35 protein-coding genes are annotated in these 21,222 nt (G+C 66.4%); 34 read left to right on the top strand and 1 reads right to left on the bottom strand.

Features of this window, described 5'->3' with window-relative positions; all coding sequences use genetic code 11:
• The first annotated feature begins 52 nt into the window (after positions 1-52).
• The 31 genes from rpsJ (at position 53) to truA (ending at position 17,601) form a co-directional block, all read left to right on the top strand.
• A complete protein-coding gene (gene rpsJ, locus ACFU95_RS01285; protein ID WP_003948644.1) occupies positions 53-361 on the top strand; it encodes a 30S ribosomal protein S10 in 309 nt (102 codons plus the stop codon).
• 17 nt (positions 362-378) lie between these two features.
• Complete coding sequence (gene rplC, locus ACFU95_RS01280) at positions 379-1,023, top strand: 50S ribosomal protein L3 (RefSeq protein WP_030046373.1); 645 nt, start codon at positions 379-381, stop codon at positions 1,021-1,023.
• Positions 1,024-1,031: 8 nt separating this feature from the next.
• The gene (gene rplD / locus ACFU95_RS01275; protein ID WP_128433131.1) at positions 1,032-1,688 is read left to right on the top strand and encodes a 50S ribosomal protein L4; all 657 of its coding nucleotides are present in this window, start codon (positions 1,032-1,034) and stop codon (positions 1,686-1,688) included.
• Entirely contained in the window at positions 1,688-2,107 is a 420-nt protein-coding gene (rplW, locus tag ACFU95_RS01270) for a 50S ribosomal protein L23 (protein ID WP_383819990.1), read from the top strand. Before rplD ends, rplW begins: the two co-directional genes overlap by 1 nt.
• 40 nt (positions 2,108-2,147) lie before the next feature.
• Positions 2,148-2,984: a 50S ribosomal protein L2 gene (gene rplB, locus ACFU95_RS01265; RefSeq protein ID WP_030788280.1), complete on the top strand. Its 837-nt coding sequence runs from the start codon at positions 2,148-2,150 to the stop codon at positions 2,982-2,984.
• A gap of 12 nt (positions 2,985-2,996) precedes the next feature.
• Complete coding sequence (gene rpsS / locus ACFU95_RS01260) at positions 2,997-3,278, top strand: 30S ribosomal protein S19 (protein ID WP_383819987.1); 282 nt, start codon at positions 2,997-2,999, stop codon at positions 3,276-3,278.
• Between the two features lie 44 nt (positions 3,279-3,322).
• Positions 3,323-3,670 carry a 50S ribosomal protein L22 gene (rplV, locus tag ACFU95_RS01255; RefSeq protein ID WP_026290933.1) on the top strand — a complete coding sequence of 116 codons (348 nt, stop codon included), beginning with the start codon at positions 3,323-3,325 and terminating at the stop codon, positions 3,668-3,670.
• A complete protein-coding gene (rpsC, locus tag ACFU95_RS01250; protein WP_370263032.1) occupies positions 3,670-4,491 on the top strand; it encodes a 30S ribosomal protein S3 in 822 nt (273 codons plus the stop codon). Before rplV ends, rpsC begins: the two co-directional genes overlap by 1 nt.
• Positions 4,492-4,496: 5 nt before the next feature.
• Complete coding sequence (gene rplP, locus ACFU95_RS01245; RefSeq protein ID WP_030745246.1) at positions 4,497-4,916, top strand: 50S ribosomal protein L16; 420 nt, start codon at positions 4,497-4,499, stop codon at positions 4,914-4,916.
• Entirely contained in the window at positions 4,916-5,140 is a 225-nt protein-coding gene (rpmC, locus tag ACFU95_RS01240) for a 50S ribosomal protein L29 (RefSeq protein WP_003998824.1), read from the top strand. The genes rplP and rpmC overlap by 1 nt, the downstream gene beginning before the upstream one ends.
• Positions 5,140-5,427 (top strand): 30S ribosomal protein S17, encoded by a 288-nt coding sequence (rpsQ, locus tag ACFU95_RS01235; RefSeq protein ID WP_007384073.1) that lies wholly within the window; start codon positions 5,140-5,142, stop codon positions 5,425-5,427. Before rpmC ends, rpsQ begins: the two co-directional genes overlap by 1 nt.
• 114 nt (positions 5,428-5,541) lie before the next feature.
• Entirely contained in the window at positions 5,542-5,910 is a 369-nt protein-coding gene (rplN, locus tag ACFU95_RS01230) for a 50S ribosomal protein L14 (protein WP_003992364.1), read from the top strand.
• Positions 5,911-5,912: 2 nt separating this feature from the next.
• Positions 5,913-6,236: a 50S ribosomal protein L24 gene (gene rplX / locus ACFU95_RS01225; protein ID WP_030046380.1), complete on the top strand. Its 324-nt coding sequence runs from the start codon at positions 5,913-5,915 to the stop codon at positions 6,234-6,236.
• Positions 6,236-6,793 (top strand): 50S ribosomal protein L5, encoded by a 558-nt coding sequence (gene rplE / locus ACFU95_RS01220; protein WP_272112662.1) that lies wholly within the window; start codon positions 6,236-6,238, stop codon positions 6,791-6,793. Before rplX ends, rplE begins: the two co-directional genes overlap by 1 nt.
• Positions 6,794-6,798: 5 nt before the next feature.
• Positions 6,799-6,984, top strand: a complete 186-nt coding sequence (locus ACFU95_RS01215) for a type Z 30S ribosomal protein S14 (RefSeq protein WP_003948630.1) — start codon at positions 6,799-6,801, stop codon at positions 6,982-6,984.
• A gap of 212 nt (positions 6,985-7,196) precedes the next feature.
• Complete coding sequence (gene rpsH / locus ACFU95_RS01210; protein ID WP_030046382.1) at positions 7,197-7,595, top strand: 30S ribosomal protein S8; 399 nt, start codon at positions 7,197-7,199, stop codon at positions 7,593-7,595.
• A 24-nt stretch (positions 7,596-7,619) separates the two neighbouring features.
• Positions 7,620-8,159: a 50S ribosomal protein L6 gene (gene rplF, locus ACFU95_RS01205; protein WP_037719144.1), complete on the top strand. Its 540-nt coding sequence runs from the start codon at positions 7,620-7,622 to the stop codon at positions 8,157-8,159.
• Between the two features lie 3 nt (positions 8,160-8,162).
• Positions 8,163-8,546, top strand: coding sequence for a 50S ribosomal protein L18 (rplR, locus tag ACFU95_RS01200; RefSeq protein ID WP_147995165.1), 384 nt, complete (start codon positions 8,163-8,165; stop codon positions 8,544-8,546).
• 38 nt (positions 8,547-8,584) lie between these two features.
• On the top strand, positions 8,585-9,190 hold the full coding sequence (rpsE, locus tag ACFU95_RS01195) for a 30S ribosomal protein S5 (protein ID WP_016434633.1): 606 nt from the start codon (positions 8,585-8,587) through the stop codon (positions 9,188-9,190).
• Between the two features lie 2 nt (positions 9,191-9,192).
• On the top strand, positions 9,193-9,375 hold the full coding sequence (gene rpmD / locus ACFU95_RS01190) for a 50S ribosomal protein L30 (RefSeq protein WP_006140898.1): 183 nt from the start codon (positions 9,193-9,195) through the stop codon (positions 9,373-9,375).
• A 2-nt stretch (positions 9,376-9,377) separates the two neighbouring features.
• Positions 9,378-9,833, top strand: coding sequence for a 50S ribosomal protein L15 (gene rplO, locus ACFU95_RS01185; RefSeq protein WP_003974249.1), 456 nt, complete (start codon positions 9,378-9,380; stop codon positions 9,831-9,833).
• A 245-nt stretch (positions 9,834-10,078) separates the two neighbouring features.
• Entirely contained in the window at positions 10,079-11,392 is a 1,314-nt protein-coding gene (gene secY / locus ACFU95_RS01180; RefSeq protein WP_383819980.1) for a preprotein translocase subunit SecY, read from the top strand.
• Positions 11,392-12,054, top strand: coding sequence for an adenylate kinase (locus tag ACFU95_RS01175; RefSeq protein WP_383819978.1), 663 nt, complete (start codon positions 11,392-11,394; stop codon positions 12,052-12,054). Before secY ends, ACFU95_RS01175 begins: the two co-directional genes overlap by 1 nt.
• Before the next feature lie 140 nt (positions 12,055-12,194).
• A complete protein-coding gene (map, locus tag ACFU95_RS01170) occupies positions 12,195-13,031 on the top strand; it encodes a type I methionyl aminopeptidase (RefSeq protein WP_383819975.1) in 837 nt (278 codons plus the stop codon).
• A gap of 244 nt (positions 13,032-13,275) precedes the next feature.
• Positions 13,276-13,497, top strand: a complete 222-nt coding sequence (gene infA, locus ACFU95_RS01165; protein WP_003948620.1) for a translation initiation factor IF-1 — start codon at positions 13,276-13,278, stop codon at positions 13,495-13,497.
• Between the two features lie 60 nt (positions 13,498-13,557).
• Positions 13,558-13,671 carry a 50S ribosomal protein L36 gene (rpmJ, locus tag ACFU95_RS01160; protein WP_003998809.1) on the top strand — a complete coding sequence of 38 codons (114 nt, stop codon included), beginning with the start codon at positions 13,558-13,560 and terminating at the stop codon, positions 13,669-13,671.
• A gap of 224 nt (positions 13,672-13,895) precedes the next feature.
• Entirely contained in the window at positions 13,896-14,276 is a 381-nt protein-coding gene (gene rpsM / locus ACFU95_RS01155; protein WP_030046388.1) for a 30S ribosomal protein S13, read from the top strand.
• Positions 14,277-14,346: 70 nt separating this feature from the next.
• Positions 14,347-14,751 carry a 30S ribosomal protein S11 gene (gene rpsK, locus ACFU95_RS01150; RefSeq protein ID WP_003956432.1) on the top strand — a complete coding sequence of 135 codons (405 nt, stop codon included), beginning with the start codon at positions 14,347-14,349 and terminating at the stop codon, positions 14,749-14,751.
• 158 nt (positions 14,752-14,909) lie between these two features.
• Entirely contained in the window at positions 14,910-15,932 is a 1,023-nt protein-coding gene (locus ACFU95_RS01145) for a DNA-directed RNA polymerase subunit alpha (RefSeq protein ID WP_003966937.1), read from the top strand.
• A gap of 166 nt (positions 15,933-16,098) precedes the next feature.
• Positions 16,099-16,599: a 50S ribosomal protein L17 gene (gene rplQ / locus ACFU95_RS01140; RefSeq protein ID WP_383819971.1), complete on the top strand. Its 501-nt coding sequence runs from the start codon at positions 16,099-16,101 to the stop codon at positions 16,597-16,599.
• 141 nt (positions 16,600-16,740) lie between these two features.
• A complete protein-coding gene (gene truA / locus ACFU95_RS01135) occupies positions 16,741-17,601 on the top strand; it encodes a tRNA pseudouridine(38-40) synthase TruA (RefSeq protein ID WP_383819969.1) in 861 nt (286 codons plus the stop codon).
• Between the two features lie 61 nt (positions 17,602-17,662).
• On the opposite strand, the gene ACFU95_RS01130 is transcribed toward truA, so the two are convergent.
• Entirely contained in the window at positions 17,663-18,547 is an 885-nt protein-coding gene (locus ACFU95_RS01130) for a hypothetical protein (protein ID WP_383819966.1), read from the bottom strand.
• Between the two features lie 73 nt (positions 18,548-18,620).
• Between ACFU95_RS01130 and ACFU95_RS01125 the strand changes: the two genes are divergently transcribed.
• The 3 genes from ACFU95_RS01125 to rpsI all read left to right on the top strand — a co-directional run bounded on the left by ACFU95_RS01125 (position 18,621) and on the right by rpsI (position 21,159).
• The gene (locus ACFU95_RS01125; protein WP_383819964.1) at positions 18,621-19,871 is read left to right on the top strand and encodes a glycosyltransferase 87 family protein; all 1,251 of its coding nucleotides are present in this window, start codon (positions 18,621-18,623) and stop codon (positions 19,869-19,871) included.
• A 280-nt stretch (positions 19,872-20,151) separates the two neighbouring features.
• On the top strand, positions 20,152-20,595 hold the full coding sequence (rplM, locus tag ACFU95_RS01120; RefSeq protein ID WP_030046395.1) for a 50S ribosomal protein L13: 444 nt from the start codon (positions 20,152-20,154) through the stop codon (positions 20,593-20,595).
• 42 nt (positions 20,596-20,637) lie between these two features.
• Positions 20,638-21,159 (top strand): 30S ribosomal protein S9, encoded by a 522-nt coding sequence (gene rpsI, locus ACFU95_RS01115; RefSeq protein WP_383819962.1) that lies wholly within the window; start codon positions 20,638-20,640, stop codon positions 21,157-21,159.
• The last annotated feature ends 63 nt before the right edge of the window (positions 21,160-21,222 follow it).

Raw genomic sequence — 21,222 nt, 5'->3', positions numbered from 1 at the left:
AGAGGAACACCAGGTTCCAGAGCGTTAGAAGAGACAGGACTACTGAGTAGCCATGGCGGGACAGAAGATCCGCATCCGGCTCAAGGCCTACGACCACGAGGTCATCGACTCCTCGGCGAAGAAGATCGTCGAGACGGTGACCCGCACTGGTGCGTCGGTCGCGGGCCCGGTGCCGCTGCCCACTGAGAAGAACGTGTACTGCGTCATCAAGTCGCCGCACAAGTACAAGGACTCGCGCGAGCACTTCGAGATGCGCACGCACAAGCGCCTGATCGACATCCTCGACCCGACCCCCAAGACCGTTGACTCTCTGATGCGACTCGACCTCCCGGCCGGTGTCGACATCGAGATCAAGCTCTGAAGGCCGGTGATCTGAGAATGGCTAAGCAGATCAAGGGCATCCTGGGCGAGAAGCTCGGCATGACGCAGGTGTGGGACGAGAACAACCGTGTTGTTCCGGTCACCGTCGTCAAGGCCGGCCCCAACGTCGTGACCCAGGTCCGTACGAACGACGTCGACGGCTACGAGTCGGTCCAGATCGCCTTCGGCGAGATCGACCCGCGCAAGGTGAACAAGCCCCTCAAGGGCCACTTCGCCAAGGCCGACGTCACCCCCCGTCGTCACCTCGTCGAGATCCGCACCGCGGACGCCTCCGAGTACACGCTGGGCCAGGAAGTCACCGCCGAGGTGTTCGAGTCCGGCGTGAAGGTCGACGTCACCGGCAAGAGCAAGGGCAAGGGCTTCGCCGGTGTCATGAAGCGTCACAACTTCAAGGGCCTCGGCGCCGGTCACGGCACCCAGCGCAAGCACCGCTCGCCCGGTTCCATCGGTGGCTGCGCCACCCCGGGCCGTGTGTTCAAGGGCCTCCGCATGGCGGGTCGCATGGGCAACGAGCGGGTCACCACCCAGAACCTGACCGTCCACGCCGTTGACGCGGAGAAGGGTCTGCTGCTCATCAAGGGCGCTGTCCCCGGTCCGAACGGCGGCCTCGTCCTGGTCCGCACCGCGGCCAAGGGGGCCTGAGGTAACCGATGAGCACTGTTGACATCCTTTCGCCGGCGGGCGACAAGGCCGGTACCGTCGAGCTCCCCGCGGAGATCTTCGACGTAGAGAAGATCAGCGTTCCGCTGCTTCACCAGGTCGTCGTCGCGCAGCTGGCCGCGGCCCGTCAGGGCACGCACAAGACCAAGACCCGCGGCGAAGTCCGTGGTGGTGGCAAGAAGCCTTACCGCCAGAAGGGCACCGGTCGCGCCCGTCAGGGTTCGACCCGCGCTCCGCAGTTCGCCGGTGGTGGCGTCGTGCACGGTCCCGTGCCGCGTGACTACTCGCAGCGGACCCCGAAGAAGATGAAGGCCGCGGCCCTGCGCCACGCCCTCACCGACCGGGCCCGCAACAACCGCATCCACGTCGTCTCCGGCGTCATCGAGGGCGAGAACCCGTCCACGAAGGCCGCCAAGTCGCTGTTCGGCAAGATCTCGGAGCGCAAGAACCTGCTCCTGGTCGTCGAGCGCGCCGACGAGGCCGCGTGGCTGTCCGCCCGCAACCTGCCCCAGGTCCACATCCTGGAGCCGGGCCAGCTGAACACGTACGACGTTCTCGTCTCGGACGACGTGGTCTTCACCCAGGCCGCCCTGGAGTCCTTCGTGTCCGGCCCGAAGGCCAATGACACCGAAGGGAGCGAGGCCTGATGGCTATCCGTCACCCCGCCATTGCCTCGAAGGCCGCGAAGAAGGCCAAGGCCGCTCGCGTCGCCAAGGCGCGTCGCCACGCCGCCGAGGGCAAGAACACCGTCGTCACGCCGGCGAGCAAGGCGTTCACGGACCTCCGTGACATCCTGATCAAGCCGGTCGTGTCCGAGAAGAGCTACGCGCTCCTCGACGACAACAAGTACACGTTCGTCGTCGCCCCGGGCAGCAACAAGACCCAGATCAAGCAGGCCGTCGAGACGGTCTTCGAGGTCAAGGTCACCGGGGTCAACACGATCAACCGCCAGGGCAAGCGCAAGCGCACCAAGACTGGCTTCGGTCAGCGCGCCGGCACCAAGCGCGCGATCGTGACCCTCGCTGAGGGCGACCGTATCGACATCTTCGGCGGTCCGACCGCCTGAGGGCGGTCCGGATCGTCCGATATCGGACGAGGACTGAGAAATGGGAATCCGCAAGTACAAGCCGACTACGCCGGGCCGTCGCGGCTCCAGCGTCGCCGACTTCGTCGAGGTCACGCGGTCCACGCCGGAGAAGTCGTTGGTCCGCCCCCTGCACAGCAAGGGTGGCCGTAACAACTCCGGTCGTGTGACCGTCCGCCACCAGGGTGGTGGCCACAAGCGCGCCTACCGCGTGATCGACTTCCGTCGTCACGACAAGGACGGCGTGCCGGCGAAGGTCGCGCACATCGAGTACGACCCCAACCGCACCGCGCGCATCGCGCTGCTGCACTACGCCGACGGCGAGAAGCGCTACATCCTCGCCCCGCGCAACCTGCAGCAGGGTGACCGCGTGGAGAACGGTCCCGGGGCCGACATCAAGCCGGGCAACAACCTGGCGCTGCGCAACATCCCGGTCGGTACCACGATCCACGCGATCGAGCTCCGTCCCGGTGGCGGCGCCAAGTTCGCCCGCTCCGCCGGTGCCTCCGTGCAGCTGCTCGCGAAGGAGGGCTCGATGGCCCACCTCCGCATGCCCTCCGGTGAGATCCGCCTGGTCGACCAGCGCTGCCGCGCCACGGTCGGCGAGGTCGGCAACGCCGAGCAGAGCAACATCAACTGGGGTAAGGCAGGCCGTAAGCGCTGGCTGGGCGTCCGCCCGACCGTTCGCGGTGTGGCGATGAACCCGGTTGACCACCCGCACGGTGGTGGTGAGGGCAAGACCTCCGGTGGTCGCCACCCGGTCTCCCCGTGGGGTCAGAAGGAGGGTCGTACTCGTTCTCCCAAGAAGGCGAGCAACAAGTACATCGTCCGCCGCCGCAAGACGAACAAGAAGCGCTAGGAGCGGGTTTAGATGCCGCGCAGTCTCAAGAAGGGGCCCTTCGTCGACGACCACCTGATCAAGAAGGTGGAAGTCCAGAACGAAGCCGGCACCAAGAACGTCATCAAGACCTGGTCCCGTCGCTCCATGATCGTGCCGGCCATGCTCGGCCACACGCTCGCGGTGCACAACGGCAAGACCCACATCCCGGTGTTCGTCACCGAGGCGATGGTCGGCCACAAGCTCGGCGAGTTCTCGCCGACGCGCACCTTCCGGGGCCACGTCAAGGACGACCGGAAGTCGAAGCGCCGCTAGTAGCGGATCGCATTCAGACACGTAAGTAACTGAGAGGGACAACCATGGAAGCCAGGGCCCAGGCGCGGTACATCCGCGTTACGCCCATGAAGGCCCGCCGCGTGGTGGACCTTATCCGTGGCATGGATGCCACGGAGGCTCAGGCTGTTCTGCGATTCGCTCCGCAGGCAGCCTCCGTGCCCGTCGGCAAGGTGCTCGACAGCGCCATCGCCAACGCCGCGCACAACTACGACCACCCGGACGCCTCCTCGCTGGTGATCAGCGAGGCGTACGTCGACGAGGGCCCGACCCTGAAGCGGTTCCGGCCGCGCGCCCAGGGCCGTGCCTACCGGATCCGCAAGCGGACCAGCCACATCACCGTGGTCGTCAGCAGCAAGGAAGGAACCCGGTAATGGGCCAGAAGGTTAACCCGCATGGGTTCCGGCTCGGTGTCACCACGGACTTCAAGTCCCGGTGGTACGCCGACAAGCTGTACAAGGACTACGTCAAGGAAGACGTCGCCATCCGTCGGATGATGACGTCCGGCATGGAGCGCGCCGGTATCTCGAAGGTTGAGATCGAGCGCACCCGTGACCGTGTGCGGGTGGACATCCACACCGCTCGTCCGGGCATCGTCATCGGCCGCCGTGGCGCCGAGGCCGACCGCATCCGCGGTGACCTCGAGAAGCTCACGGGCAAGCAGGTCCAGCTGAACATCCTCGAGGTCAAGAGCCCCGAGACCGACGCTCAGCTGGTTGCCCAGGCCGTTGCCGAGCAGCTCTCCTCCCGCGTCTCCTTCCGTCGTGCCATGCGCAAGAGCATGCAGGGCACGATGAAGGCCGGCGCCAAGGGCATCAAGATCCAGTGCGGCGGCCGCCTCGGTGGCGCCGAGATGTCCCGCTCGGAGTTCTACCGCGAGGGCCGTGTGCCCCTGCACACGCTCCGCGCGAACGTGGACTACGGCTTCTTCGAGGCCAAGACGACCTTCGGCCGCATCGGCGTGAAGGTCTGGATCTACAAGGGCGACGTCAAGAACATCGCCGAGGTCCGCGCCGAGAACGCTGCGGCCCGTGCGGGTAACCGCCCGGCCCGTGGTGGTGCCGACCGCCCGGCCCGTGGTGGCCGCGGTGGCGAGCGGCGCGGTCGTAAGCCGCAGCAGGCTGCCGGCGCCGAGGCCCCCAAGGCCGAGGCTCCCGCGTCCGCTCCGGCTGAGAGCACCGGAACGGAGGCCTGACCGACATGCTGATCCCCCGTAGGGTCAAGCACCGCAAGCAGCACCACCCGAAGCGCTCTGGCATGTCCAAGGGTGGAACGCAGGTTGCGTTCGGCGAGTACGGCATCCAGGCGCTTACCCCGGCCTACGTGACGAACCGTCAGATCGAGGCCGCTCGTATCGCCATGACGCGTCACATCAAGCGTGGTGGCAAGGTCTGGATCAACATCTACCCGGACCGTCCCCTCACCAAGAAGCCTGCCGAGACCCGCATGGGTTCCGGTAAGGGTTCGCCGGAGTGGTGGATCGCCAACGTCAAGCCCGGACGCGTGATGTTCGAGCTGTCGTACCCCAACGAGAAGATCGCCCGTGAGGCGCTGACTCGTGCGGCCCACAAGCTGCCGATGAAGTGCCGGATCGTCAAGCGCGAGGCAGGTGAAGCGTGATGTCGGCCGGTACCAAGGCGTCCGAGCTGCGCGAACTGGGTGACGAGGAGCTTCTGGCGAAGCTCCGCGAAGCCAAGGAAGAGCTGTTCAACCTCCGCTTCCAGGCGGCGACCGGTCAGCTCGAGAACCACGGTCGGCTCAAGGCCGTCCGTAAGGACATCGCGCGGATCTACACCCTGATGCGTGAGCGCGAGCTGGGCATCGAGACGGTGGAGAGCGCCTGATGAGTGAGAGCAACGTGACTGAGCAGACTGCAGAGGCCCGCGGCTTCCGCAAGACCCGTGAGGGTCTCGTCGTCAGCGACAAGATGGACAAGACCGTCGTCGTCGCCGTCGAGGACCGCGTCAAGCACGCGCTGTACGGCAAGGTCATCCGCCGTACCAACAAGCTCAAGGCGCACGACGAGCAGAACGCCGCGGGTGTCGGCGACCGTGTCCTCCTCGCGGAGACCCGGCCGCTGTCCGCGACGAAGCGCTGGCGCGTCGTCGAGATCCTCGAGAAGGCCAAGTAATTTCCTGCGGCCCTAAAAAAATGTAGGGGCCCCGCAGGACAGTTCCGCCAGGCTCGGCAGGGGTGCTCGTACTGAGCCCCCTGCCGGGAACCGGCAGACAAACAGGAGATAGACGTGATCCAGCAGGAGTCGCGACTGCGCGTCGCCGACAACACTGGTGCGAAGGAAATCCTTTGCATCCGTGTGCTCGGTGGCTCCGGTCGCCGCTACGCGGGCATCGGTGACGTCATCGTCGCCACCGTCAAGGACGCGATCCCCGGCGGCAACGTGAAGAAGGGTGACGTCATCAAGGCGGTCATCGTTCGCACCGTCAAGGAGCGCCGCCGTCCGGACGGCTCGTACATCCGCTTCGACGAGAACGCCGCCGTCATTCTGAAGAACGACGGCGACCCTCGTGGCACCCGTATCTTCGGCCCGGTGGGCCGGGAGCTGCGCGAGAAGAAGTTCATGAAGATCATCTCGCTCGCGCCGGAGGTGCTGTAAGCATGAAGATCAAGAAGGGCGACCTGGTCCAGGTCATCACCGGTAAGGACAAGGGCAAGCAGGGCAAGGTCATTGCCGCTTACCCGCGCGACGAGCGCGTCCTGGTCGAGGGTGTCAACCGGGTCAAGAAGCACACCAAGGCCGGCCCGACCGCCAAGGGCTCGCAGGCCGGTGGCATCGTCACGACCGAGGCGCCGATCCACGTCTCCAACGTCCAGCTGGTCGTTGAGAAGGACGGCAACAAGGTCGTCACGCGTGTCGGTTACCGCTTCGACGACGAAGGCAACAAGATCCGCGTTGCCAAGCGGACGGGTGAGGACATCTGATGACGACCACCACCAGCCCGCGTCTGAAGCAGAAGTACCGCGAGGAGATCGCGGGCAAGCTGCGTGACGAGTTCAAGTACGAGAACGTCATGCAGATCCCCGGCCTCGTCAAGATCGTGGTCAACATGGGTGTGGGCGACGCCGCCCGCGACTCCAAGCTGATCGAGGGCGCCATCCGCGACCTCACCACGATCACCGGTCAGAAGCCGGCCGTCACCAAGGCCCGCAAGTCCATCGCGCAGTTCAAGCTGCGTGAGGGTCAGCCGATCGGTGCCCACGTCACGCTTCGTGGCGACCGCATGTGGGAGTTCCTGGACCGCACCCTGTCGCTCGCGCTGCCGCGCATCCGCGACTTCCGTGGCCTGTCCCCCAAGCAGTTCGACGGCCGTGGCAACTACACCTTCGGTCTCACGGAGCAGGTCATGTTCCACGAGATCGACCAGGACAAGATCGACCGTACCCGGGGTATGGACATCACCGTGGTCACCACGGCGACCAACGACGCTGAGGGCCGCGCGCTCCTTCGTCACCTCGGCTTCCCGTTCAAGGAGGCGTGAGCGAGATGGCGAAGAAGGCTCTGATTGCCAAGGCTGCTCGCAAGCCCAAGTTCGGTGTGCGTGGCTACACGCGCTGCCAGCGCTGCGGCCGTCCGCACTCCGTGTACCGCAAGTTCGGCCTGTGCCGCGTGTGCCTTCGTGAGATGGCTCACCGTGGCGAGCTGCCGGGCGTGACCAAGAGCTCCTGGTAATCCCTGTAATTAGGGATTCCTGAAGCTCTCGGTAAGCATCTGGGTGGACAGGGGCCCACCCCCGCATGGCTTAGGCTTGTGGGGTTGGGCGCCTGTCGCGCCCGTACGACTTACTACGCCGTAGGTCCACCGCGCCGCACCCGTCCCGTCTCGGATCGGGGAGAGGGATGGCGCACCAGGAAACCCCGGCGAGAGAGGCCGAAGGCCAATTCATGACCATGACTGATCCGATCGCAGACATGCTTACGCGTCTGCGGAACGCGAACTCGGCATACCACGACTCCGTGACGATGCCGGCATCGAAGATCAAGTCTCACATCGCGGAGATCCTCCAGCAGGAGGGCTTCATCACGGGCTGGCGCGTCGAGGACGCCGAGGTTGGCAAGAACCTCGTCCTCGAGCTGAAGTTCGGCCCGAACCGTGAGCGCTCCATCGCGGGCATCAAGCGGATCTCCAAGCCCGGTCTCCGGGTTTACGCGAAGTCCACCAACCTGCCGAAGGTGCTGGGCGGCCTCGGCGTGGCGATCATCTCCACGTCGCACGGGCTCCTCACCGACAAGCAGGCCGGCAAGAAGGGCGTAGGCGGAGAAGTCCTCGCCTACGTCTGGTAGCGGAAGGGAACGGAGGAAACAGCTATGTCGCGTATTGGCAAGCTCCCCATCACGGTTCCCGCCGGCGTGGACGTCACCATCGACGGCCGTACGGTCTCGGTCAAGGGCCCCAAGGGCGAACTGACCCACACCGTCGCTGCGCCGATCGACATCGCCAAGGGTGAGGACGGCGTTCTCAACGTCACCCGCCCCAACGACGAGCGTCAGAACAAGGCCCTGCACGGCCTGTCCCGCACGCTGGTGGCGAACATGATCACCGGCGTGACCCAGGGTTACGTGAAGAAGCTCGAGATCAGCGGTGTCGGTTACCGCGTGCAGGCCAAGGGTTCGAACCTCGAGTTCGCTCTCGGCTACAGCCACCCGATCACCGTCGAGGCCCCCGAGGGCATCACCTTCAAGGTGGAGGCCCCCACCCGGTTCTCGGTCGAGGGCATCGACAAGCAGAAGGTCGGCGAGGTTGCGGCCAACATCCGCAAGCTGCGCAAGCCCGACCCGTACAAGGCCAAGGGCGTCAAGTACGAGGGCGAAGTCATCCGCCGCAAGGTCGGAAAGGCGGGTAAGTAAGCCATGGCATACGGACAGAAGATCCTCAAGGGCGACGCCTACAAGCGCGCCGCGATCAAGCGCCGCCACATCCGGATCCGTAAGCACATCAACGGAACGGCGGAGCGTCCGCGTCTGGTCGTTACCCGCTCGAACCGCCACATCGTGGCCCAGGTGATCGACGACATCAAGGGTCACACCCTTGCGTCGGCGTCCACCCTGGACACCTCGATCCGTGGTGGCGAGGGCGACAAGTCCACGCAGGCCAAGCAGGTCGGCGCCCTGGTCGCCGAGCGCGCCAAGGCCGCCGGTGTCGAGGCTGTCGTATTCGACCGTGGTGGCAACCAGTACGCCGGGCGCATCGCCGCCCTGGCGGACGCCGCCCGCGAAGCCGGGCTCAAGTTCTGAGCCGCTTCCGTAGCTAGCGGAAAGAGAGAGGTAATCCAATGGCTGGACCCCAGCGCCGTGGAAGCGGTGCCGGTGGCGGCGAGCGGCGGGACCGGAAGGGCCGTGACGGCGGCGCTGCTGCCGCCGAGAAGACCGCGTACGTTGAGCGCGTTGTCGCGATCAACCGCGTCGCCAAGGTTGTGAAGGGTGGTCGTCGCTTCAGCTTCACCGCGCTGGTCGTGGTGGGCGACGGTGACGGCACCGTGGGTGTCGGATACGGCAAGGCCAAGGAGGTGCCGGCCGCCATCGCCAAGGGCGTTGAGGAGGCCAAGAAGCACTTCTTCAAGGTCCCCCGCATCCAGGGCACCATCCCGCACCCGATCCAGGGTGAGAAGGCTGCCGGCGTCGTGCTGCTCAAGCCCGCGTCCCCCGGTACCGGCGTTATCGCCGGTGGCCCGGTGCGTGCCGTGCTCGAGTGCGCCGGTATCCACGACATCCTGTCGAAGTCGCTCGGCTCCGACAACGCGATCAACATCGTGCACGCGACCGTGGAGGCCCTCAAGGGCCTGCAGCGTCCCGAGGAGGTCGCGGCCCGCCGTGGTCTGCCGCTCGAGGACGTCGCCCCCGCGGCTCTTCTCCGTGCACGTGCCGGGGCGGGTGCGTAATCATGGCGCAGCTCAAGATTACGCAGGTCAAGTCCTACATCGGCAGCAAGCAGAACCACCGTGACACCCTGCGCTCCCTTGGTCTCAAGGGCATCAACACGCAGGTCGTCAAGGAGGACCGCCCCGAGTTCCGCGGCATGGTGCACACCGTCCGCCACCTCGTGTCGGTCGAGGAGGTCGACTGATCATGGCGGAGAACAACCCGCTCAAGATCCACAACCTCCGTCCCGCCCCGGGCGCCAAGACCGCCAAGACCCGTGTGGGTCGTGGTGAGGCGTCGAAGGGTAAGACGGCTGGTCGTGGTACCAAGGGTACGAAGGCTCGTTACCAGGTTCCGGAGCGCTTCGAGGGTGGCCAGATGCCCCTCCACATGCGTCTTCCGAAGCTGAAGGGCTTCAAGAACCCGTTCAAGACCGAGTTCCAGGTCGTGAACCTCGACAAGCTGGCCGCGCTGTACCCCGAGGGTGGCGAGGTCACCGTCGAGGGCCTCGTGGCCAAGGGTGCCGTTCGCAAGAACAGCCTCGTCAAGGTCCTCGGCCAGGGCGAGATCTCCGTGGCGCTGCAGGTGACGGTCGACGCCGTCTCCGGCTCCGCCAAGGAGAAGATCACCGCCGCCGGCGGTACCGTCACCGAGCTCGTCTGAACGCAACAGGCGTCTCGATGACTTGAGCGATCCCGACCGGGGATACCCCACAAATGGGGTATCCCCGGTTGGTCGTTCCAAGGGGGGCAGTCTCGCCGGTATGGTGGCCTGCACTGCCCACTTTTACGGAGTGCTTCTTGTGGGGCACTCTGAGCGGCAGTTGACCGTTAGCTAAGTCGTCCCTATTAGTCGAACCTCAAGACCGTCACCCTTGACGCAGTAGCGCGGGGGTCGCAGGAGGCACCGTGCTCACCGCGTTCGCCCGGGCGTTCAAGACGCCCGACCTGCGCAAGAAGCTGCTCTTCACGCTCGGCATCATCGTGATCTACCGGATCGGTACGCATATCCCGATCCCCGGCGTCGACTACAGGGCCGTCCAGGTCTGTATCGATCAGGCGAGCACCAACACGGGCCTTTTCGGTCTGGTCAACATGTTCAGCGGTGGCGCTCTGCTTCAGATCACGATCTTCGCGCTCGGCATCATGCCGTACATCACGGCGAGCATCATTCTTCAGCTGCTGACCGTCGTGATCCCGCGCCTGGAAGCCCTCAAGAAGGAGGGCCAGGCGGGTACGGCGAAGATCACGCAGTACACGCGTTACCTGACCGTCGCGCTCGCCATCCTTCAGGGCACCGGCCTGGTGGCCACCGCCCGCAGCGGAGCGCTCTTCCAGCAGTGCCAGGTCGCCAACCAGATCGTGCCTGACCAGTCGATCTTCACCACCGTCGTGATGGTCATCACCATGACCGCCGGTACGGCCTGTGTCATGTGGCTCGGTGAGCTCATCACCGACCGCGGCATCGGCAACGGCATGTCGATCCTGATGTTCATCTCGATCGCCGCGACCTTCCCGTCCGCGTTGTGGGCCATCAAGGAGTCGGGCTCCCTGGCCGACGGCTGGATCGAGTTCGGCACCGTGGTCGCCGTCGGCCTCGTGATGATCGGCCTCGTGGTCTTCGTCGAGCAGGCTCAGCGCCGTATTCCGGTTCAGTACGCGAAGCGGATGATCGGCCGCCGTTCCTACGGCGGCACGTCGACCTACATTCCGCTGAAGGTCAACCAGGCCGGCATCATCCCTGTGATCTTTGCCTCGTCGCTGCTCTACATCCCGGCACTGATCGCGCAGTTCTCCGGCGGAACGTCCGACTGGAAGGCCTGGGTCGAGCGAAACCTCGCTCAGACGGACGCCCCGACGCACATCGTCCTCTACTTCTTCCTGATCATTTTCTTCGCGTTCTTCTACGTGGCCATCTCGTTCAACCCCGAGGAAGTCGCGGACAACATGAAGAAGTATGGTGGCTTCATCCCGGGCATCCGGGCTGGCCGACCGACCGCTGAGTACCTCTCGTACGTGCTCAACCGGATCACCTGGCCGGGCTCGCTGTACTTGGGTCTGATCGCTCTCGTGCCGACGATGGCGTTGGCTGGTTTCGGGGCAAACCAGAACTTCCCGTTCGGCGGGACCAGCATCCTGATCATCGTGGGTGTCGGTCTCGAGACGGTGAAGCAGATCGAGAGCCAGCTCCAGCAGCGCAATTACGAAGGGTTCCTCCGCTAATGCGTATCGTCCTCGTCGGGCCGCCGGGCGCCGGTAAGGGAACGCAGGCCGCGTTCCTCGCCAAGAACCTGTCGATCCCGCACATCTCCACGGGCGACCTGTTCCGCGCCAACATCAGCCAGCAGACGGAGCTCGGGAAACTCGCCAAGTCCTACATGGACGCGGGCAACCTGGTGCCTGACGAGGTCACCATCGGGATGGCCAAGGACCGCATGGAGAAGCCGGACGCCGAGGGCGGCTTCCTCCTGGACGGCTTCCCGCGCAACGTGTCCCAGGCCGAGGCGCTCGACGAGATGCTCCAGTCCGAGAGCATGAAGCTGGACGCGGTGCTGGACCTCGAGGTCCCCGAGGAAGAGGTCGTCAAGCGGATCGCCGGGCGGCGCATCTGCCGCAAGGACTCCAGCCACGTCTTCCACGTCACGTACAGCCAGCCGAAGCAGCAGGGCGTCTGCGACGTCTGCGGCGGCGAGCTGTACCAGCGGGACGACGACTCGGAGGAAACCGTCCGCACGCGGCTGGAGGTCTACCACACGCAGACCGAGCCGATCATCGACTACTACAAGACCCAGGGGCTGGTCGTCACCATCTCCGCGCTGGGCAAGGTCGAAGAGGTCACGGCACGCGCCATGGAGGCGCTTCAGCGTGACGAGGACGGCAAGTAGCAGCCTCCTCGGCCCTACGTAGCTCAGGCCGCGGTTCCCGGTGAGGGGGCCGCGGCTGCTGCGTGGGACGGGGTGTGCGGGCCCCGCCCTTATGGTTGAAGCAGTCCCCTCTGTCCAGTCCCAGAAAGGCGCCCGTCCCCATGGTGCAGATCAAGTCCCCCGAGCAGATCGCCAAGATGCGTGAGGCGGGGCTGGTCGTCGCCGCCATTCACGCGGCCACGCGTGAGGCCGCGGTGCCCGGGGCCAGTACCAGGGATCTGGACGAGGTCGCACGCAAGGTGCTCGCGGAGCACGGCGCCAAGTCGAACTTCCTCGGCTACGGCGGCTTCCCCGCGACGATCTGCACCTCCGTGAACGACGTCGTCGTCCACGGCATCCCGTCCGAGGACGTCGTCCTGGGGGACGGCGACATCATCTCCATCGACTGCGGCGCCATCATCGACGGCTGGCACGGCGACGCCGCCTACACCGCCTTCGTGGGCTCCGGTCACGCCCCGGAGCTGATCGAGCTCTCTCGGGTGACCGAGGAGTCGATGTGGGCCGGCATCGCGGCCATGAAGCAGGGCAACCGTCTGGTGGACGTCTCCCGTGCCATCGAGACGTACATCCGTCGACAGCCCAAGCCCGGCGGCGGCAAGTACGGGATCATCGAGGACTACGGCGGCCACGGCATCGGTACCGAGATGCACATGGACCCGCATCTGCTGAACTACGTCGAGCGGCGGCGGGGGAAGGGGCCGAAGCTGGTCCCCGGGTTCTGCCTCGCGATCGAGCCGATGGTCTCGCTGGGCACGCCGAAGACCGAGGTCCTCTCGGACGACTGGACGGTCATCACCACGGACGGCACCTGGTCGTCGCACTGGGAGCACTCGGTCGCGCTGACCGAGGAGGGCCCGCTGGTGCTCACGTCTCCCGACGGGGGCAAGGCGAAGCTGGCCGAGCACGGGATTGTGGCCGCGCCGGATCCGTTGGCCTGAGCGCCTACGGGGAGCGGGTTGCTGCCAGCCGGCGGCTGCGGCGCCGCGGTGGCTTGTCGCGCAGTTCCCCGCGCCCCTCTGGGGCGCTTAACGATCTGTCCTCTGGGGCAGGATCTCTCGATTCGTCTTTCCGGGTGCCCTGACGTAGACTGACTCGTCGGCTCTCGTGCACCCGCATGTCCGCATGCGCCCGTAAGGGAAACGCAAGGGAGTCGATCAAGGTAGTCGATTCGAAGGGCGAAGCGTGGCCAAGAAGCAAGGTGCCATCGAGATCGAGGGCACTGTCGTCGAGTCTCTTCCGAACGCCATGTTCAAGGTCGAGCTCCAGAACGGCCACCAGGTCCTGGCACACATCAGCGGCAAGATGCGCATGCACTACATCCGCATCCTCCCTGACGACCGGGTCGTGGTGGAGCTGTCTCCGTACGACCTGACGCGTGGCCGGATCGTCTACCGCTACAAGTAGATCTTGCCCCTGCCCCGGGACCTCCCGAGGCGATGGCACTGACCCGGAGAACCTCACCCAATGAAGGTCAAGCCGAGCGTCAAGAAGATCTGCGACAAGTGCAGGGTGATCCGCCGTCACGGTCGGGTCATGGTCATTTGCGAGAACCCGCGGCACAAGCAGCGCCAGGGCTGACGCACGACCAACTCCCTCTGCACCTCTATCGCAGAGTTTCGCGCGACGCGAGCTGAATATGTTCATACGCAGAATCCAGGCGAACTCGCCTGACACCCCCGGTTCGGAGGCTGGGGACCCATGTCGTACCTAATCTTTGGCTGCATCTTTTGAACAGCGTGAAGAGGCCGGCGGCTGGGAGTCGATTCTGCGGAAGACCTCCGAAGATCACCAGGAGCCATTGAATGGCACGCGTTTCCGGTGTTGACATCCCGCGCGACAAGCGCGTGGAGGTCGCCCTCACCTACGTGTTCGGCATCGGCCGGACCCTCTCGCAGGCGACGCTGGCAGCGACCGGCGTCGACCCGAACACCCGCGTTCGCGACCTCTCCGAGGAGCAGCTCGTCGCGATCCGCGAGTACGTGGACAACAACATCAGGACCGAGGGTGACCTCCGTCGTGAGATCCAGGCCGACATCCGCCGCAAGGTCGAGATCGGTTGCTACCAGGGTCTGCGTCACCGTCGTGGTCTGCCCGTCCGCGGTCAGCGCACCAGCACGAACGCCCGTACCCGCAAGGGCCCGCGTCGCGCCATCGCCGGCAAGAAGAAGCCGGGCAAGAAGTAGTCCTCAGCGGACAACGCTTCATCAGCGGTCTTCGCTGTAGGACCGACCACCTCCCCGTAGGAGTTAGTAGATGCCCCCCAAGGGTCGTCAGGGCGCTGCCAAGAAGGTGCGCCGCAAGGAAAAGAAGAACGTCGCTCACGGCCACGCGCACATCAAGAGCACGTTCAACAACACGATCGTCTCCATCACGGACCCGTCCGGCAACGTGATCTCCTGGGCCTCCGCCGGCCACGTCGGCTTCAAGGGCTCCCGGAAGTCCACGCCGTTCGCCGCGCAGATGGCCGCCGAGTCGGCTGCCCGCCGCGCCCAGGAGCACGGCATGCGCAAGGTCGACGTGTTCGTGAAGGGCCCGGGTTCCGGTCGTGAGACCGCGATCCGTTCGCTCCAGGCCACCGGTCTCGAGGTCGGCTCCATCCAGGACGTCACCCCGACCCCGCACAACGGCTGCCGCCCGCCGAAGCGTCGTCGCGTCTGACGCACGGCTGCTTCGAGCAGGCTGGGTTCGGGTTTCGGGCGGTACGGCGCTGTAAGGCCGTATCGCCCGTACCCTTGCAGTACCCGCACTTTTCACGGGTGCGGTTTCCGTCGGGCGTCAAATAGCGGGCGTCCACGAATGAAGGATCTGATCCACACATGCTGATCGCTCAGCGTCCCTCGTTGACCGAAGAGGTCGTCGACGAGTTCCGCTCCCGGTTCGTGATCGAGCCGCTGGAGCCGGGCTTCGGTTACACCCTCGGCAACTCCCTGCGCCGGACCCTCCTGTCCTCGATCCCGGGTGCGGCGGTCACGTCCATCCGTATCGACGGCGTGCTGCACGAGTTCACCACCGTGCCGGGCGTCAAGGAGGACGTCACCGACCTGATCCTCAACATCAAGCAGCTGGTCGTCTCCTCGGAGCACGACGAGCCCGTCGTGATGTACCTGCGCAAGCAGGGCCCGGGTCTGGTCACCGCCGCCGACATCGCGCCCCCGGCCGGTGTCGAGGTGCACAACCCCGACCTCGTCCTCGCGACGCTCAACGGCAAGGGCAAGCTGGAGATGGAGCTCACGGTCGAGCGTGGCCGTGGTTATGTCTCCGCCGTGCAGAACAAGCAGGTGGGCCAGGAGATTGGTCGTATTCCGGTCGACTCCATCTACTCGCCGGTTCTGAAGGTCACGTACAAGGTCGAGGCCACGCGTGTCGAGCAGCGCACCGACTTCGACAAGCTGATCGTCGACGTCGAGACCAAGCAGGCGATGCGTCCGCGTGACGCCATGGCGTCGGCCGGTAAGACGCTGGTCGAGCTGTTCGGGCTCGCCCGGGAGCTCAACATCGACGCCGAGGGCATCGACATGGGCCCGTCCCCCACGGACGCCGCCCTCGCCGCTGATCTGGCGCTGCCGATCGAGGAGCTGGAGCTCACCGTTCGGTCGTACAACTGCCTCAAGCGTGAGGGCATCCACTCCGTGGGTGAGCTCGTGGCGCGTTCCGAGGCCGACCTGCTCGACATTCGTAACTTCGGTGCGAAGTCGATCGACGAGGTCAAGGCGAAGCTGGCCGGCATGGGCCTGGCCCTCAAGGACAGCCCGCCCGGATTCGACCCGACCGCTGCCGCGGACGCCTTCGGTGCCGATGACGACGCTGACGCCGGTTTCGTGGAGACCGAGCAGTACTGATTCGGCTGCCGGTCCGTTGTGGCTGGTCGCGCAGTTCCCCGCGCCCCTTTGGGGCGCGGACCCTCCGGGCGTCTGAAAAGGCGCCCGGATCTCCGACAGGTAATCGCCTGCTCGGATACTGACCTCGGTACCTCATACGGCCGGGGCAGACACACAGGAGATTGACATGCCGAAGCCCACCAAGGGTGCCCGTCTGGGCGGCAGTGCCGCGCACGAGAAGCTGCTCCTCGCGAACCTCGCGAAGGCGCTCTTCGAGCACGGCCGTATCACCACCACCGAGGCGAAGGCCCGTCGGCTGCGGCCGTACGCCGAGCGTCTGGTCACCAAGGCGAAGAAGGGCGACCTTCACAACCGCCGTCAGGTGCTCCAGGTCATCACGGACAAGAGCGTCGTCCACACGCTCTTCACCGAGATCGGCCCGCGGTACGAGAACCGTCCGGGTGGCTACACCCGTATCACCAAGATCGGTAACCGCCGTGGCGACAACGCGCCCATGGCTGTCATCGAGCTGGTCGAGGCGCTGACGGTCGCGCAGGAGGCCACGGGTGAGGCCGAGGCCGCCACCAAGCGTGCCGCCAAGGACGCCGAGGTTGCCGAGGTTACCGAGGCCAAGGTCGACACGACCAAGGCCGACGAGGCTCCCGCCGAGGAGTCGAAGGACGCCTAAGCGTCTGCCGGGGGCTGCTTGATCGCGGCCGCGGCTTCGTCGTGGCTGGTCGCGCAGTTCCCCGCGCCCCTTTAGGGCGTTGGCGGGCCCGTTCCTTTCTGAGGAGCGGGCCCGCTTTTGTGTTCCTGAGAGGATCTCTGTGTGAGTGATGAAGTAGCACCTGGGTATGTCCGTGTACGCCTCGACCTGTCCTACGACGGGGCCGAGTTCTCCGGGTGGGCCAAGCAGGCCGGGGGGCGGCGGACCGTGCAGGGGGAGATCGAGGATGCCCTGCGGACCGTCACGCGGTCGGGGAGTACGACGTATGAACTGACCGTCGCCGGGCGTACCGATGCCGGGGTGCATGCGCGGGGGCAGGTCGCGCACGTCGATCTGCCGGAGGCGGTGTGGCGTGAGCATCACGAGAAGCTGCTCAAGCGGCTCGCCGGGCGGCTGTCCAAGGATGTGCGGGTGTGGGCGCTCAGGGAGGCGCCGAGCGGGTTCAACGCGCGCTTCTCGGCCGTCTGGCGGCGCTACGCGTATCGCGTCACCGACAACCCCGGAGGCGTGGACCCGCTGCTGCGCAGTCATGTCCTCTGGCACGACTGGCCCCTCGACGTCGGCGCCATGAACGAGGCCGCCGGGCGGCTGCTCGGCGAGCACGACTTCGCGGCCTACTGCAAGAAGCGGGAGGGGGCCACGACCATTCGGACGTTGCAGGAGCTGAGCCTGGCGCGGGGGGACGACGGGATCATCACCGCCACCGTGCGCGCCGACGCCTTCTGCCACAACATGGTGCGGTCGCTCATCGGGGCGTTGTTGTTCGTCGGGGACGGGCATCGGCCCGCGGACTGGCCGGGCAAGGTGCTTGCCGCCGGGGTCAGGGACTCGGCCGTGCATGTCGTACGGCCCCATGGGCTGACGTTGGAGGAAGTCGGCTACCCCGCCGACGAGTTGCTGGCCGCGCGGAGCAAGGAAGCGCGGAACAAGCGGTCGTTGCCGGGCAGCGCTGGGTGCTGTTAGGCGAACGGGCCGGGCCTCGTGGTGAGGTCCGGCCCGGCGCCGTTCGGCGTGGGAATCGGTGTTACTCGCCGGCCGCCGCCGACGCCTGGAGCTCGCCGCGCTGGCGGATCTGACGGAAGGCGAAGTCCTCCAGGTCCTCGCCGACCTGGAAGGCGTCCGTGTCCTTGTCCGTCATGTCCTTGCCGGTGGTGAAGCCGGTGATGGTGAAGTAGGCGTAACGGCCGTAGGAGTTGGAGGTCGACAGGCAGACGGCGGACGTGCAGAAGTCCTTGATGCCCTTGCCGGACAGGGACCTGATGATGTCCGTCTTCGTCTTGACCTTGCCCTTGACCTTCGTGGCCTGGGCCGCGTTGTCGAAGACCGCCACGCCCACCGTCACCGCGACGTTGTCCTTCACGTACGAGACGCGCATGAAGCTGGTGCAGTCGTTGTCCGTGAGGATCTTCGGCAGCCCGCCCTTGGTGGCCGCGGAGCAGTTCTTCGTGTCGTCCGTCGCGCCCTTCTTGTACACGGTCGTCTCACCCACGGTCAGCTGCGTGCCCGGGAAGAGGATCTGCGCGCTCAGCGGAGCGGTGTCCTTGCTCTTGCTGGAGACGAAGTCCTTCGGGTCCAGCGGCGGCGGGGCGCTCGTCGACTCGAACGAGGGAGTGGCGGACCGGTTCGGCAGGCCCGAACTCCCCGGGAGATCGGAAGCCGGTTTGTTCGAGGCCGAGTTGCCGTCGTTCGCCGACACCACGGCCACGGCGACGGCGGCACCGATCGCGACGGTGGCCAGGGCGCCGCCGCCGATGAAGAACAGCCTGCGCCGTTTGTTGCGCGTCTCGGACGCCTCGGCGAGTGCGGCCCAGTCCGGCGTCTCGTCGGTGCCGTCGTTCCACGGCTGCTGGGAATGCGGTTTCCAGGGATCCCACTGGGACTGGGGTCCCCCCTGCTGCCCGTAGCTCATGGGGCGCATCTTAGACGGACCGAGGGTGTGCCGGTCCGCCCCAAGAAGCGCACCCGCACCTAGCGTTCACACGGTGAGCGAGCACAAAAGCGACATCTCCGGGTGGTTGGTGCGACGGGCGACGTGGCATCTGTGGGCGGCGCTCGGGGTCGTACTGGGCGCCCTGGTGGTGCGTACGGCCCGGGTGACCTCGGACGGAGGGATGGACAACGCCATCGTCGTGCGGGCGGCGCGGGTCTGGTGGGCCGGCGGTTCGCCGTATGACGACTCCCACTTCCTCTATTTGCCGAGCGCGGTGCTGGCGGCGGCTCCTCAGGTGCTGATTCCGCGGGATGTGCTGAGCGTGCTGGTGCCGGCGGCGGTGACCGGCTGTCTGGTCGGGGGCTGGGTCTGTGCCTTACGTCTCCACGACGTCCCGGTGCGCAGCCGCTTCGCGGCGCTCGGTCTGCTCGGCCTCGCGGCCGGGTTCGCGCCGTTCGCCCACCTTGTCGTGTTGGGGAACTGGACGGCGACGGCGGCGCTCGCGCTGCCGCTGGGGTTGTCGCTGGCCGGGCGGGGCCGGTGGGTGGCGGCCGGGGCGGTGATCGGGGCGGCGGTCGCGCTGAAGCCGCTGCTGGCGCCGCTTGCACTGCTGTTCGTGTTCGCGGGGCGGTGGCGGGGGCTGGCGGTGCTGGTCGGGGTGCCGGTGGCGGCGTCCGCGGGGGCGGCGTCGCTGCTGCCGGATCCGGCGGGGTTCTTCACCCGCACCCTGCCGTTTCTGCTGAGCGGGGGCGACAGCTTTGTGCGGCTGTACGAGGCGTCGCCGGCCGCGGTGCTGCCGCGGGTGGGGGTGCCGGGGGTGCTGGCCGGGGGGATCGGGTTGGCGGGGGCCGGGGTGGGGGTGGGGTGTGCGTGGTGGCGTTGGCGTCGTGGGGACGCCGGGCCACTGCGGCTCGCGGAGACCGCGGTGATGTTGATGCTGTCGGCGTTTCTGGTCGCCAGGCCGTCGTACGACCACTACCTGCTGGTCGTCGTGCCGGTGGTGGTGGCGGGGGTGCCGTGTGCGGGGGCGGTGGCTCGGGGGCCGTGGTTCTGGCTGGCGCTGGTGCCGCAGCTGCCGGGGGTGAGCTGGCCCTATCTGGAGACGGTTCAGCGGCGGGCCTTCAGGGACGCGGTGACGTTGTGTGGTGTGGCCGCTACTTTGGCCGTGCGGTGCGGTGGGGGTGGGCGGCCCGTTTTCCTCGCCCCCGCCGCCCCTACCCGTCCCGTCCTTCTGGGGCTCCGCCCCAGACCCCGCTGCTCAAACGCCGGAGGGGCTGAATGGTCCGGCGGAGGGGCTGAGTAGTGCGCCGGCGGGGGCGAGCGAGCGGGCGTTTATGCTGGTGGTCGGAGTGCAGGGCTGCCGCAGCCGAGCCATTTTGACCCGGCCGAGGCGCCGAAGGTATCCTGCATGTTCGTTGTGTATTGGCTTGCTCATTCTCACGGGACGGGCCCTTACACCGGTCCACCGGGCCGATGACCAGCAACCCCACGTACGCGGTATGCGTCGCCGCAGTGGCTCAGGCTGTCGTGATCGTTTCGGTGACCTGTTCAGGTCCATTCACTCGAAGCGAAGGCTACGAACCGTGCGTACGTACAGCCCCAAGCCCGGCGATGTGACGCGCCAGTGGCACGTCATTGACGCTCAGGACGTCGTCCTGGGTCGTCTCGCCAGCACCGCCGCCTCCATCCTGCGGGGCAAGCACAAGCCGATCTACGCGCCCCACGTCGACACCGGTGACTTCGTCATCATCATCAACGCCGACAAGGTGCACCTGTCCGGCAACAAGCGGACCCAGAAGATGGCGTACCGCCACTCCGGCTACCCGGGTGGTCTGCGCTCCGTCCGTTACGACGAGCTCCTCGACAAGAACCCTGAGAAGGCCATCGAGAAGGCCGTCAAGGGCATGCTCCCCAAGAACACTCTGGGCCGTCAGATGCTCTCGAAGCTGAAGGTCTACAAGGGTGACCAGCACCCGCACGGCGCGCAGCAGCCGCAGCCGTACGAGATCACCCAGGTCGCGCAGTAAGTCCGGCCACCCCCTAAGACTGAAGAGAATCTGAGGAGAATCGTGGCCGAGACCACCGTTGAGCAGCCGGTCGAAGAGACTGAGCTCGTCGACATTGACAGCTACACCACCGAGTCCGAGGTTCCGGTGGAGGGTGAGTACACCTCCGAGTCCCTCGCCTCGCGTTTCGGTGAGCCCCAGCCGGCCGCCGGCCTGGGCCGCCGCAAGAACGCCATCGCCCGCGTGCGCATCGTGCCGGGCAGCGGCAAGTGGAAGATCAACGGGCGCACGCTCGAGGACTACTTCCCGAACAAGGTGCACCAGCAGGAGGTCAACGAGCCGTTCAAGGTTCTTGAGCTCGAGGGTCGCTACGACGTCATCGCCCGCATCGCCGGTGGCGGTGTCTCCGGTCAGGCCGGTGCGCTCCGTCTCGGTGTCGCCCGCGCGCTGAACGAGGCCGACGTCGACAACAACCGCGGCCCGCTGAAGAAGGCCGGCTTCCTCAAGCGCGACGACCGTGCGGTCGAGCGCAAGAAGGCCGGTCTGAAGAAGGCCCGTAAGGCTCCGCAGTACAGCAAGCGTTAAGCTTCGCTGCCTGTACGTCCGAACGCCCCGGCGGCACGCCACAGTGCCGCCGGGGCGTTCGTT

It is taken from the genome of Streptomyces sp. NPDC057623, from assembly GCF_042800355.1.
Taxonomy (GTDB): domain Bacteria; phylum Actinomycetota; class Actinomycetes; order Streptomycetales; family Streptomycetaceae; genus Streptomyces.
Note: the sequence above shows the minus strand (reverse complement) of the source record. Positions and strands in the feature narration are given on the sequence as shown.

What these genes read in the sequence shown, in the direction of transcription:
- rpsJ (WP_003948644.1), top strand. Translation starts at nt 53, where the DNA reads ATGGCGGGACAGAAGATCCGCATCCGGCTCAAGGCCTACGACCACGAG.
- rplC (WP_030046373.1), top strand. Translation starts at nt 379, where the DNA reads ATGGCTAAGCAGATCAAGGGCATCCTGGGCGAGAAGCTCGGCATGACG.
- rplD (WP_128433131.1), top strand. Translation starts at nt 1,032, where the DNA reads ATGAGCACTGTTGACATCCTTTCGCCGGCGGGCGACAAGGCCGGTACC.
- rplW (WP_383819990.1), top strand. Translation starts at nt 1,688, where the DNA reads ATGGCTATCCGTCACCCCGCCATTGCCTCGAAGGCCGCGAAGAAGGCC.
- rplB (WP_030788280.1), top strand. Translation starts at nt 2,148, where the DNA reads ATGGGAATCCGCAAGTACAAGCCGACTACGCCGGGCCGTCGCGGCTCC.
- rpsS (WP_383819987.1), top strand. Translation starts at nt 2,997, where the DNA reads ATGCCGCGCAGTCTCAAGAAGGGGCCCTTCGTCGACGACCACCTGATC.
- rplV (WP_026290933.1), top strand. Translation starts at nt 3,323, where the DNA reads ATGGAAGCCAGGGCCCAGGCGCGGTACATCCGCGTTACGCCCATGAAG.
- rpsC (WP_370263032.1), top strand. Translation starts at nt 3,670, where the DNA reads ATGGGCCAGAAGGTTAACCCGCATGGGTTCCGGCTCGGTGTCACCACG.
- rplP (WP_030745246.1), top strand. Translation starts at nt 4,497, where the DNA reads ATGCTGATCCCCCGTAGGGTCAAGCACCGCAAGCAGCACCACCCGAAG.
- rpmC (WP_003998824.1), top strand. Translation starts at nt 4,916, where the DNA reads ATGTCGGCCGGTACCAAGGCGTCCGAGCTGCGCGAACTGGGTGACGAG.
- rpsQ (WP_007384073.1), top strand. Translation starts at nt 5,140, where the DNA reads ATGAGTGAGAGCAACGTGACTGAGCAGACTGCAGAGGCCCGCGGCTTC.
- rplX (WP_030046380.1), top strand. Translation starts at nt 5,913, where the DNA reads ATGAAGATCAAGAAGGGCGACCTGGTCCAGGTCATCACCGGTAAGGAC.
- rplE (WP_272112662.1), top strand. Translation starts at nt 6,236, where the DNA reads ATGACGACCACCACCAGCCCGCGTCTGAAGCAGAAGTACCGCGAGGAG.
- ACFU95_RS01215 (WP_003948630.1), top strand. Translation starts at nt 6,799, where the DNA reads ATGGCGAAGAAGGCTCTGATTGCCAAGGCTGCTCGCAAGCCCAAGTTC.
- rpsH (WP_030046382.1), top strand. Translation starts at nt 7,197, where the DNA reads ATGACCATGACTGATCCGATCGCAGACATGCTTACGCGTCTGCGGAAC.
- rplF (WP_037719144.1), top strand. Translation starts at nt 7,620, where the DNA reads ATGTCGCGTATTGGCAAGCTCCCCATCACGGTTCCCGCCGGCGTGGAC.
- rplR (WP_147995165.1), top strand. Translation starts at nt 8,163, where the DNA reads ATGGCATACGGACAGAAGATCCTCAAGGGCGACGCCTACAAGCGCGCC.
- rpsE (WP_016434633.1), top strand. Translation starts at nt 8,585, where the DNA reads ATGGCTGGACCCCAGCGCCGTGGAAGCGGTGCCGGTGGCGGCGAGCGG.
- rpmD (WP_006140898.1), top strand. Translation starts at nt 9,193, where the DNA reads ATGGCGCAGCTCAAGATTACGCAGGTCAAGTCCTACATCGGCAGCAAG.
- rplO (WP_003974249.1), top strand. Translation starts at nt 9,378, where the DNA reads ATGGCGGAGAACAACCCGCTCAAGATCCACAACCTCCGTCCCGCCCCG.
- ACFU95_RS01175 (WP_383819978.1), top strand. Translation starts at nt 11,392, where the DNA reads ATGCGTATCGTCCTCGTCGGGCCGCCGGGCGCCGGTAAGGGAACGCAG.
- map (WP_383819975.1), top strand. Translation starts at nt 12,195, where the DNA reads ATGGTGCAGATCAAGTCCCCCGAGCAGATCGCCAAGATGCGTGAGGCG.
- rpmJ (WP_003998809.1), top strand. Translation starts at nt 13,558, where the DNA reads ATGAAGGTCAAGCCGAGCGTCAAGAAGATCTGCGACAAGTGCAGGGTG.
- rpsM (WP_030046388.1), top strand. Translation starts at nt 13,896, where the DNA reads ATGGCACGCGTTTCCGGTGTTGACATCCCGCGCGACAAGCGCGTGGAG.
- rpsK (WP_003956432.1), top strand. Translation starts at nt 14,347, where the DNA reads ATGCCCCCCAAGGGTCGTCAGGGCGCTGCCAAGAAGGTGCGCCGCAAG.
- ACFU95_RS01145 (WP_003966937.1), top strand. Translation starts at nt 14,910, where the DNA reads ATGCTGATCGCTCAGCGTCCCTCGTTGACCGAAGAGGTCGTCGACGAG.
- rplQ (WP_383819971.1), top strand. Translation starts at nt 16,099, where the DNA reads ATGCCGAAGCCCACCAAGGGTGCCCGTCTGGGCGGCAGTGCCGCGCAC.
- ACFU95_RS01130 (WP_383819966.1), bottom strand. Translation starts at nt 18,547, where the DNA reads ATGAGCTACGGGCAGCAGGGGGGACCCCAGTCCCAGTGGGATCCCTGG.